Source organism: Polaribacter marinivivus, assembly GCF_042651285.1.
Lineage (GTDB): Bacteria > Bacteroidota > Bacteroidia > Flavobacteriales > Flavobacteriaceae > Polaribacter > Polaribacter marinivivus.
In genome coordinates this window covers 255,664-267,920 of the sequence record NZ_JBHSCY010000002.1, presented here as the reverse complement: position 1 = coordinate 267,920, position 12,257 = coordinate 255,664, and the positions used below count along the sequence as shown (strand labels likewise).

8 protein-coding genes are annotated in these 12,257 nt (G+C 29.6%); 7 read left to right on the top strand and 1 reads right to left on the bottom strand.

Features of this window, described 5'->3' with window-relative positions; all coding sequences use genetic code 11:
- The first annotated feature begins 12 nt into the window (after nt 1–12).
- The 5 genes from ACFOWD_RS09270 (at nt 13) to ACFOWD_RS09250 (ending at nt 7,473) form a co-directional block, all read left to right on the top strand.
- Nucleotides 13–2,721, top strand: coding sequence for a T9SS type B sorting domain-containing protein (locus ACFOWD_RS09270; protein WP_377410001.1), 2,709 nt, complete (start codon nt 13–15; stop codon nt 2,719–2,721).
- A 31-nt stretch (nt 2,722–2,752) separates the two neighbouring features.
- Nucleotides 2,753–4,741 (top strand): excinuclease ABC subunit UvrB, encoded by a 1,989-nt coding sequence (gene uvrB, locus ACFOWD_RS09265; protein ID WP_377409999.1) that lies wholly within the window; start codon nt 2,753–2,755, stop codon nt 4,739–4,741.
- 70 nt (nt 4,742–4,811) lie between these two features.
- Complete coding sequence (locus ACFOWD_RS09260; RefSeq protein ID WP_377409998.1) at nt 4,812–5,321, top strand: hypothetical protein; 510 nt, start codon at nt 4,812–4,814, stop codon at nt 5,319–5,321.
- A 115-nt stretch (nt 5,322–5,436) separates the two neighbouring features.
- Nucleotides 5,437–5,835 (top strand): hypothetical protein, encoded by a 399-nt coding sequence (locus ACFOWD_RS09255; RefSeq protein WP_298993573.1) that lies wholly within the window; start codon nt 5,437–5,439, stop codon nt 5,833–5,835.
- A gap of 81 nt (nt 5,836–5,916) precedes the next feature.
- Nucleotides 5,917–7,473, top strand: coding sequence for a M28 family peptidase (locus ACFOWD_RS09250; RefSeq protein WP_377409996.1), 1,557 nt, complete (start codon nt 5,917–5,919; stop codon nt 7,471–7,473).
- 70 nt (nt 7,474–7,543) lie between these two features.
- On the opposite strand, the gene sucC is transcribed toward ACFOWD_RS09250, so the two are convergent.
- Complete coding sequence (gene sucC / locus ACFOWD_RS09245; RefSeq protein WP_298993576.1) at nt 7,544–8,740, bottom strand: ADP-forming succinate--CoA ligase subunit beta; 1,197 nt, start codon at nt 8,738–8,740, stop codon at nt 7,544–7,546.
- A gap of 326 nt (nt 8,741–9,066) precedes the next feature.
- Here sucC and ACFOWD_RS09240 point away from each other — a divergent pair, with 326 nt between their 5' ends.
- Entirely contained in the window at nt 9,067–11,490 is a 2,424-nt protein-coding gene (locus tag ACFOWD_RS09240; protein WP_377409994.1) for a DUF5916 domain-containing protein, read from the top strand.
- 86 nt (nt 11,491–11,576) lie between these two features.
- Nucleotides 11,577–12,236, top strand: a complete 660-nt coding sequence (locus ACFOWD_RS09235) for an ABC transporter ATP-binding protein (RefSeq protein ID WP_377409992.1) — start codon at nt 11,577–11,579, stop codon at nt 12,234–12,236.
- Nucleotides 12,237–12,257 lie beyond the last annotated feature (21 nt).

Below are 12,257 nucleotides of genomic sequence, written 5' to 3'. Positions count from 1 at the left end.
TAATTATAGGTAATGAGGATATTAATAGTATTTTTAATAGTATCTCTATTACCTATAATTTCTTTTGGTCAATCTCAAACTGATAATTGGTTTTTTGGTTCAGAATCTGGTTTAGAATTTAGGCCTACAATTGTTTCTATTTCTAATGGAAGTAAAATAGAAGCTACAATTGGTTGTACTGCCTTTTCTGATGTTGACAGACAAGTTCTATTTTATTCTAATGGAGAAACTGTTTGGAATAGAAACAATGAGGTTATGGAAAATGGTAATAATTTATCAGGTGAAACCTCTAATACTCAAAATTCTATAGTTGTGCCAAAACCTGGTAGTTCTACTAATTATTATTTATTTACAGCTAGAAGAGAAAATTCAAACAGTCATGTTGCTGGTTTAAAATATTCAGAAATCGAAATTTCTACAACTTTTCCTTTAGGTAAAGTTATTACCAAAAATGCACCTTTAGATATATTTTATACAGAAAAGATTACTGCAGTGTATAGTGCTGATGGTAATACTGTTTATGTTATTGCTTTTGGTACAAAAAATAGTGAAAACAACGAACCATTTAATACCTTAAGTGTTTATAAAGTTGATGCAACTGGAGTTTCGAGAAGAGAAACTATAGAAGTTTCTGAAGCAAGTAGCCCAACGTCTAAAGGTGTAATGAAAGCTTCTCCAGATGGAAAAACAATTGCTTTAGCTGTCTATGATTTTGAAGATCGAGAAGGAATTTACTTATTTGATTTTGATAGAACAAATGGAGCTATCACATATAGAAGAAAACTTTCTATGAATATTGGTCCTGGTGTATGGACAGTTCCTTATGGATTAGAATTTTCTCAAGATTCTAAAATATTATATTATACAGGCACATTAAATTCTGGAAATAGTAGTTTGTTAAGACAAATTCCTTTAGAAGCAACTGGTGAACCCACAAATATATTTAGTTCTACTAGCGAAAATTATGGATCACTACAACTAGCTTCTAATGGAAAAATTTATATGGCAAAAGCATTTAGTGATGAAGATGAAACCAATTCAAATACAGTTGCTGTTATAAATTTTCCAAATGTTTTAGGCATAGAATGCGACTTCCAAAGAGCAGACTTAAATTTAACTCCCTTATCAGTTTCTAGAGGTTTGCCTAATTTTATTCCAAATCTTTTTGCATCTAAAATTTCTGGTGAAAATCAATGTTATGTAGATCCATTTTCATTCTCAGCAGCATCATATGTAAATATTATTAATATAGATTGGGATTTTGGTGATGGTAATTCTGCATCTGGTGTTAATGTAAACCACACGTATTCTGCTCCAGGAAATTATGTTGTAGAAGCATTGTTAACTTTATCAAACAATACCAAAACAAGAATTTATAAAACAGTTACAGCTTATGAATTACCAGTTTTAACAAGCAATCAAGAACTTGTAGAATGTGATGATGATGCTGATGGATCTACCATTTTTAATCTCTTTTCAATAAGAAGTAAAATAACAAACCCAATTTTAGATGAAGAATTGTTTTTTTATTTAACTCTAGATGATTTAAATAATGATATTCAAATTCCTAATCCTGAAAATTTTCAAAACTCTTCTCAAAACCAAGAAATATTTGTAAAAGTTGTGAATGAAAATGGTTGTTTTGAAACAACTTCTTTTTTCATTTCTGCTAAATTTGTACCTCTAAATAACATTAGTAATTTTTATACTTGTGAAGATTCAGATGGGATTATTGGTAATAATATTGGCCAATTTAATGCCTCAGATATTGAAACTTCTATAAGAGTTCAATTAAATATACCTTCGAGTACTACATTGTCTTTTTACAGAACAAGATTAGATGCACAAACCAATACAAATCCTTTAGAAAACACTTTTACATCTGCTACTTCAACCCTATTTGTAAAAGGTCAAGAAGCAGATTTATCTTGTGCAGGAATTCAATCTTTTGAAGTTATTGTAAACGCTGCTTTAACTATAAATTTAGAAGAATTGTATACCATTTGTTTTGATCCTTCTTTAAAACCTCCAGTTGTTGTTTCTGCAAATGGCACTTTTAATCGTTTTGAATGGAAAGATGCTACTGGTAACATTTTAAGTACAAGTCAAGATTTTATCTTAGCTACCATAGGTAATTTTTCTTTAACTGTTTACAAATCTGAAAACGGAATTGAATGTTCTAATTCAAAATCTTTTACTGTAATAAATCCTGAAGCACCTTCTTTTTCTGATATAATCGTAAATACTGAAGATGAAACAAATAACATAGTGACAATTAATGTTAATGGAAATAGTAATTATGAATTTTCTCTAGATAATATTAACTTTTTTGGAAACTCAACTTCTTATACATTTTCTAATGTAGAAGCAGGTTTACAAACGGTTTACGTTAAAGATATTAATAATTGTGAGCAACCAATTCAAACCAATGTTTCTGTAATTGGTTTTAAAAAATACTTTACACCTAATGGTGATGGAGAAAATGACTTCTGGAATATTAAAGGCTTAGATGCAGCTAATTTTAAATCTGTAAATGTTGTTATTTTTGATAGATTTGGAAAAACTGTAGCCACAATTACTGATTTTAATACACTTGGTTGGGATGGAAATTATAATGGAAAGCCTTTACCTGAAAATAACTATTGGTTTACATCAGAAATTATTGATAAAAATGATAATGTAATGAGTAAATCTGGTAATTTTAGCCTTCTTAGAAATTGATATTTGATAAGATTATAGCTATTTTTACTACATGAATTTTACATTAGAATCTGACTTCTCTCCTACTGGAGATCAGCCTCAAGCAATAAAAGAATTATCAAACGGAATTGTTTCTGGAGATAAATATCAAACACTTCTTGGTGTAACTGGTTCAGGTAAAACCTTTACCATTGCAAATGTGGTTAAAAATGTAAATAGACCAACTTTAGTTTTGGCACATAACAAAACGTTAGCTGCACAATTATATTCTGAGTTTAAACAGTTTTTTCCAAAAAATGCAGTTGAATATTTTGTTTCTTATTACGATTATTATCAACCAGAAGCTTACATTCCAGTTTCAGGTACTTATATCGAAAAAGATTTATCTATTAATGAAGATATAGAACGTTTAAGATTAAGTACTACTTCTTCTTTATTATCAGGCAGAAGAGATGTTTTAGTAGTTGCTTCAGTTTCTTGTTTATATGGTATAGGTAATCCAACAGAATTTAAGAAAAATGTGATTCCAATTCATGTTGGTCAACAAATATCAAGAACTACTTTTCTACATCAACTAGTAACAAGTCTATATTCTAGAACAGAAATTGAAATTAAAAGTGGAAAATTTAAGGTTAAAGGAGATGTTGTTACCATTTATCCATCTTATGGAGATCATGGGTATAGAGTTCATTTTTTTGGAGATGAAATTGAAGAAATCGAATCTTTTGATTTAGAAAACAATAATGTCATAGAACAGTTTGAGCATCTAACTATTTACCCTGCAAACCTTTTTGTTACCTCTCCAGATGTATTACAAAATGCCATTCATCAAATTCAAGATGATATGGTTAAACAAGTAGACTATTTTAAAGAAATTGGTAAACCTTTAGAAGCAAAACGTTTACAAGAACGAACAGAGTTCGATTTAGAAATGATTCGTGAATTAGGTTATTGTTCTGGTATAGAAAACTACTCACGCTATTTAGATGGTCGTGAACCAGGTACAAGGCCATTCTGTCTATTAGATTATTTTCCTGATGATTATTTGATGGTAATTGACGAAAGTCATGTTACTGTTCCACAAACACATGCTATGTATGGTGGAGATAGAAGCAGAAAAGAAAACTTAGTAGAATATGGTTTTAGATTACCTGCAGCTATGGATAATAGACCCTTAAAATTTGATGAGTTTGAAGCCATACAAAATCAAGTGATATATGTTTCTGCAACTCCTGCAGATTATGAGCTACAACAATCAGAAGGAGTGTTTGTAGAACAAATTATTAGACCTACAGGATTATTAGATCCTCCTATAGAAGTACGTCCAAGTTTAAATCAAATAGACGATTTAATTGAGGAAATACAAGTTAGAGTCGAAAAAGATGAACGTACTTTAGTAACCACACTTACTAAAAGAATGGCAGAAGAATTAACTAAATATCTTACTAGAGTAGATATACGTTGTAGATACATACATTCTGATGTTGATACTTTAGAGCGTGTAGAAATTATGCAAGATTTACGTAAAGGTCTATTTGATGTTTTAATAGGAGTTAACTTATTAAGAGAAGGATTAGATTTACCTGAAGTGTCTTTAGTTGCTATTTTAGACGCTGATAAGGAAGGTTTTTTACGTAACAATAAATCTTTAACACAAACTGTAGGAAGGGCTGCTAGGAACGTAAATGGATTAGCAATTATGTATGCTGATAAAGTAACAGATAGCATGCAAAAAACTATAGATGAAACCAATAGAAGAAGAGAAAAGCAAATTGCTTATAACACAACTAACAACATCACTCCTACTCAAATTAATAAAAAAATAGACAATACTTTATCTAAATCTGCTGTTTCTAGTTTTCATTATGATAATGCAAAGCAAGTGGCAGCTGAGCAAGATTTAGAATACTTACCAAAAGAAGAAATTGAAAAACGCATAAGGCAAAAACGCAAACAAATGGAAGTTGCAGCAAAAGCATTAGATTTTATTGCAGCTGCAAAATTACGTGATGAAATAGCTGTTTTAAAAGAGAAAGTATAAAGTTTTTTTATACATTTAATTAAGTAATTAACTACAAAATAACAATTAAAGTAAATTTATAATTCTCATTTTGGAATATTATATCAATAATTTAACACTAACTAAAAAAGGAGATTCTAGAATGATCATGTATGGAAAATGGTCAATGTTATTTGGTAATTATAAAGGAAAAATATTTGATTATAAAGGTAATGAGTTGTTTTTAATCAAAAAGAAAATTAATATTTGGAAACTTAAAGTAAATTATTTTATAACAGATAAGTGGGGGAAATCGTTAGAAATTTATGGTAAAAATAAAAAGCATTCGATTTATGTATTAAAAATTGATGAAAATATATTTGAATTAAAACTCCATAAAGGAAATAAAAAATCGCTTTTTTATAATAACACTCAAATTGCTGCAATAGATGAAGCTATTTTTTTAGGAAAAACAACAATCATTACTAAAAGTTTAGAATATTTGTCTGAAATTTTTCTCATGTTATTTTGCTTAAAAATTGGTGAAAATAATAAAGGGATAACTTTTAATTTTGGCTATATTGGAAAAATGGAACCAATAGATTTAAATTGGAAACCTTAAAAGGTTTAAAATAAAAAACTCTAAAAGCTCATTTTTATTAAGAAGCTTCTACAAAAAAATAAAAACTTATCTGAATTATATTTATTATTTTAGTTGAAATTATAATTCAATTTAAATGAAAAAAATTTTATTCCTAGCAATCACAGTATTGTTTTTATCTTGCTCTAGTAGTGATGATCAAGATAGACTAATGTATAATATTACATATAGTGTTGTAGCATCTAATGGCGCTACTATTAACAAAGTTTCATACAGAAATAGTCAAGGAGACCTTGTTGAATTGAATAATGTTAGTTCACCTTGGACAATTAATTTAAATGTAAGAGCTGGCCTAGGTTTAGAAGCTGCTGCATTTGGAGACATACCCTATCAAGGATCTTTAAGTATTACAGCAAATTGGACTCCAGAAGGTGGTGTACAGCAATCAGAAAATGTAACATTACCAAACAATACACCTAATTCAACATTATCTAATGCTAAAGTTGAAATTTCTGGTAGAACTTTACCTGATTAATTTTTTTGATTTTAAGAATTAACAAAAACTTTTACTTTCATTTTTGTAAATTCGTTGCTTATTCAAATCAAACATACACCAATGAAAAAAACACTTTTATTATTAAGTATCTTGTTTGTTGCTTATTCTTGTAAAAAAGAGGCCTCTAAAGAAGATATTGTAAATTATGCAAAAACGATAACAGAAGAAGAGTTAAAAGAACATCTTTACATCTATGCTTCTGATGAATTCGAAGGAAGAAATACTGGCGACCCAGGACAAAAGAAAGCTGTAGAATATCTTAAAAAGGAATATGAAAAATTAGGTATCCCTCCTGTTATAGAAGGCAACTACTTTCAAAATGTACCTTTAAATATTGTAAAAACACCAAAGATTGATATGAAAATCGATGGTAAAGCTTATACTTATTTTGATCATTTCATTTCTTTAACAGCTGCAGAAACAGGTACATTATCTGCTTCAGAGGTTGTTTATGCTGGTTATGGTATAGATGACGAAAAGTATTCTGATTACAAAGATTTAGATGTAAAAGGAAAAGTTGTTGTAGTAAAAATGGGCGAACCTAAAGACAAAGCTGGTAACAATGTGATTACTGGTGCTAAAACTGTTTCTAAATGGTCTAATGGTCGTCAAGCATTATCATCTAAAAGAGATGCTGCAAAAGACAATGGTGCCAAAGCTGTTTTCTTTATAGATGATGCCTTATTTAAAAGATATTCAGATTTTTATAGAGGTCGTGAAGAAAGAGGTGGTAGTAGCAGATTGTCTCTACCAACTAAAAAAGACGAACCTGCAGAAATTTACTTTTTCTTAGCTAGTGAAGAAATGGGAAAATCTATGGTTAACAACATAGACAAATCAGAAAAACCTGCTGTAGTTAAAACTCAATTAGAAATGAGCTATACTAGCATTACTGAACTTAAACCATCAGAAAATGTAGCAGCTATTATAAAAGGATCTGAAAAGCCAGAAGAATACATCATTATTTCTTCTCATTTAGATCATGTAGGTATGGATGCAGATGGTAATGTATTTAATGGAGCAGATGATGATGGTTCTGGAACCGTTTCTATTTTAGAAATTGCTGAAGCTTTTAAAACTGCTGCAGACAAAGGTCATGGTCCAAAGCGTTCTATTATCTTTTTAAATGTAACAGGAGAAGAAAAAGGATTATTAGGTTCTCGTTATTATACAGACTATGAGCCATTAGTTCCATTAGCAAATACTGTTGCAAACTTAAATATTGATATGGTGGGTAGAATTGATCCAAAACGTGAAGGAGATAGAAACTATATCTATTTAATTGGTAGTGATAAATTAAGTACAGATTTACATAACATTTCTGAAGAAGTTAATAAAGAGTTTACTAACATTGCTTTAGATTACACTTATAATGATGAGAACGATCCAAATCGTTTTTACTATAGAAGTGATCATTATAACTTTGCAAAAAACAACATTCCAATTATATTTTATTTTAATGGTACACATGATGATTATCACAAAATCAGTGACACACCAGATAAAATCAACTATGATTTAATGGAAAACAGAGCACGTTTAGTATTCCATACTGCTTGGGAAGTTGCTAATAGAGAAGCAAGAATAGTAGTAGATAAAGCTGAAGAAAAAGAATAATATATTTATTCATAAAGCATAAAAAAAGCCTCGCAAAATTGCGAGGCTTTTTATTTATATTATTAAATTCTTAGCTTGCTAAAACTTCAGCAACCTTATCTGCTGCTTCTTGAAATTCAGTAGCAGAAATAATTTTCATACCAGAATTATCAATTAATTCTTTAGCTTCTTTAGCGTTAGTACCTTGTAATCTACAAATAATTGGTACAGTAATCTTATCTCCCATGCTTTGGTAAGCATCTACAACACCTTGTGCTACTCTATCACATCTTACTATACCTCCAAAAATATTTACTAAAATAGCTTTTACATTTGGGTCTTTTAAAATAATACCAAAAGCAGTTTCTACTCTTTGTGCATCAGCAGTACCACCAACATCTAAAAAGTTTGCAGGCTCTCCTCCAGATTCTTTAATTAAATCCATAGTTCCCATTGCTAAACCAGCTCCATTTACCATACAACCAACATTACCATCTAAATCTACATAGTTTAAACCAGCAGCTTTAGCCTCTACTTCAATTGGGTTTTCTTCACGTAAATCGCGCATTGCAGCATAATCTTTATGTCTAAATAAAGCATTATCATCTAAAGTAACTTTAGCATCTACAGCCATTATTTTATCATCAGATGTTTTTAATACTGGATTAATTTCGAACATAGAAGAATCAGACTTAATGTAAGCTGTATATAATGCAGTAACAAATTTTGTCATTTCTTTAAAAGCAGTTCCAGTTAACCCTAAATTAAAGGCAACTTTACGTGCTTGAAAAGGCATAATCCCTAATAATGGATCTATTTCTTCAGTAAAAATTAAATGCGGAGTTTCTTCAGCAACAGTTTCGATATCCATACCTCCTTCTGTAGAATACATAATCATATTCTTACCAGTTGCTCTGTTTAATAATACAGACATGTAAAATTCATCGGGTTCAGAATCTCCAGGATAATACACATCTTCTGCAATTAAAACTTGGTTAACTAATTTACCTTCTGCAGAAGTTTGTGGTGTAACCAACATCATTCCAAGAATATCATCAGAAATGCTTTCTACTTGTTCTAAATTTTTAGCCAATTTTACTCCTCCACCTTTTCCACGTCCTCCAGCATGAACTTGAGCTTTAATCACATGCCAACCTGTGCCAGTTTCTTCAGTTAATTTTTTGGCAGCATCAACTGCTTCTGCTGGTGTGCTTGCAACAATTCCTCTTTGAATTCTTACTCCAAAACTGCTTAAAATTTCTTTTCCTTGATATTCGTGTAAATTCATTTGTGTTCTAATTTTTAAACGTTGACAAAAATACGAATTCAAAGAAGAATTTTTATAAATAAATAGTAAAAAATTATGAATCAAAAATTGAGAGTTAAATCAACTAGAATTTGTCTCAACATCCTATAAAACATTTAATTACATCAAAAACAAAAGTTCCCTATAAAAAAAGTTAAAGGTTTTATGATTTTATTAACAGTATTAATCTGTAACGCTTTAAATTTTATGATGTCTTTACTATTAATTAACAACACTTTGTGATTTTACATCTATAATACAAGATATTTTAGCAGAGTGTTTTTTAAACATAATCAACCAAAAGCTACATGTTAAAAAAAATTTCACTTCTATTTATGGCTGTATGTTGTTTGCATACAAGCTTTTCTCAAGATAAAAAAGAACGAAAAAAAATTAAAGCTATCAGAATTACTAAAGAACCAAAAATAGATGGTGTATTAGATGATGAAGCTTGGAAAAATGCTGAGTTGGCTACAGACTTTGTTATCTTTAGACCAGAAAATGGACAAGCAGTAACAGAAGATTATCAGACAACAGTTAGAATTGTTTATGATGATAATGCCATTTTTATTTCTGCACAAATGAATGATCCTAATCCTTCTGAAATTCCAAAAGAATTTGCTGTTAGAGATAATTTTGCAATTGCAGATTTCTTTCTAGTTACAATTAACCCAAATGACGATGGGCAAAATCCATTTGAATTTATAGTACAATCTACAGGAAACCAAGCTGATGCTAAAGTTTCTAATGGTAATGAAGATTTTAATTGGAGTGCTGTTTGGGACAGTGCTGCAAAAATTGATGAAAAAGGCTGGACTGTTGAAATAGAAATACCTTACAGAGCTTTACGTTTTGCTAATAGAGATATACAAGAATGGGGATTTAATTTTCATAGAAGATTAGAGCTTTTAAATCAACAACACACTTGGACTCATATTGATAATACAGTAGGTAGATGGACACAATATGATGGTTTAATTACAGAATTAGCCAACATTAAACCACCAACTAGATTAAACCTATATCCTTATGCATCTGCAGTCACCAATGTTTTCCAGGGTCAAACAGATTTTGATTGGAATGTTGGTATGGATATTAAATATGGGCTATCAGAAAATTTTACTTTAGATGCTACTTTAGTACCCGATTTTAGTCAAGTTGGTTTTGATGATGTAGTCTTAAATTTAGGCCCTTTTGAACAACAATTCACAGAACAAAGACAATTTTTTACAGAAGGTACAGAGCTATTTAATATTGCTAATTTATTTTATTCGAGAAGAATTGGAGGCCCTCCTATTGATCAATTTGATGTCTATGGAAATTTATCTGCTAATGAAGAAGTTATTGATTATCCTAGTAAAACTACCATGATTAACGCCATAAAAGTTTCTGGTAGGACTAAAAAAGGTTTAGGTATTGGTTTTTTTAATGCTATTACTCAAAAAACAGAAGCAACTATTAGAGATAATCAATCAGGAGATATTAGAAAAGAAGTCATAGATCCTTTTACAAATTTTAATATTCTTGTTTTAGACCAACAATTTAACCAAAATTCAACTGTCTCATTGATCAATACAAATGTTACTAGAAATGGTAGTTTTAGAGATGCTAATGTAACTGCCTTAGATTGGCATATAGAAACTAAAGATAGTAGATATAATGCAGATGGATCTGTGAGAATGAGTAATATTTCTGATGATCCAAACAACCCAAATACTGGTTGGACTTTTGACAATAGTTTTGGTTACAATTCTGGAAATTGGTTTTGGGAAGTTGGTTATAATTTTGAAAGCAAAGATTTTAACCCAAATGATTTAGGAATACTTTTTACTAATGATCAACAAACAATTTATGGTAATGTAGGTTGGAGAACTGTACAGCCCACTAAAAATTTTAATAGAATTTGGGTAAACTCTTACCATAACTTGAATTTTCAGCACTTCTCTGGCATCTATACTGGCTATTTTACTGGTATTGGTGGTAGTGCACAAACAAGAAGTAGATTTTCTTTTGGAGGTAATTTAAATTATGGAACAGAAGAAAAAGACTTTTTTGAACCTAGACAAGGTACTACAAGTGGCGTATTTTTTCTACAACCAGAACGAATTAATTTTAATGGTTGGTTCGAAACAAACTCACAAAAGAAATTTGAATTAAGTGGTAATGCTTATTTCACAAGTTTTAGTAATAACCCTAAAGAAGGTTTTGGCTATAGTATAGGCTTACGTCATAGATTTAATAATCAATTTTCTTTACGTTATAGATTACGTTCTAACAATACAAATGATGACCAAGGCTTTGTAGATCAAACTGCTAACAATATTATTTTTGGTTTTAGAGATCGTAAAAGCTATACAAATACAATATCTGGTAAATATAGTTTTAGCACAAACTCATCAATATCATTGAGTTTTAGACATTTCTGGGAAGCTGTAAGTTATAACAGTTTCAACAATTTAAATGCTGAAGGAGGCTTAGATCCAAATAATTCTTACGTGGGTGATAATGTAAACTTTAATAGCTGGAATTTAGATTTAAACTACATTTGGCAATTTGCACCTGGCAGTCAGTTAATTGCGTTTTACAGAAATTCTATTTTTAATTTCAACAATAATGCAAATCTTAATTTTTTCGAAAATTTAGACAATTTATTCGAACAATCACAAAGGCATACAATTTCTGTAAGATTTGTGTATTTTATAGATTATAATAAACTAAAAAATATTTTTTAATTTATTTCCCCCACTTTTAATTAAGCAGATATACTTATCAAAGTGTATCTGTTTTTTTATAAATTCGTACTAAGATTTTCAAAAGGATGATAGAAACTAAGAATATCCATAAATATTATGGTGATGTAGAAGTATTAAAAGGTGTTGATTTAGAGATAAAAAAAGGCGAAATAGTTGCTATTGTTGGTCCTTCAGGAGCAGGAAAAACAACACTTTTACAAATTATTGGAACATTAGATAAACCAAATAAAGAACATAATTATGAGCTTTTGGTTAATAATACATCTTTACAAAATGTTACAGATAAAGAATTATCAGACTTTAGAAATCAACATATAGGTTTTATCTTTCAATTTCATCAATTATTACCTGAGTTTACTGCTTTAGAAAATGTTTGTATTCCTGCCTTTATTGCAAAAAAATCTAAAAAAGAAGCAGAAGAACGAGCTAATGAACTATTAGATTATTTAGGTTTATCTCATAGAAAAAATCACAAACCAAATGAACTTTCTGGTGGTGAGCAACAAAGAGTAGCAGTAGCTAGAGCTTTAGTTAATAAACCTTCTGTGATTTTAGCTGACGAACCAAGTGGTAATTTAGATAGTACTTCTGCAAAAAATTTACATGAATTATTCTTTAAACTTCGAGATGAATTTCAGCAAACGTTTGTTATTGTAACTCACAACCAAGAATTAGCAAATATGGCAGATAGAAAATTAACCATGAAAGATGGTAAAATAATTTAATTTATATAATTATTTTAAAAG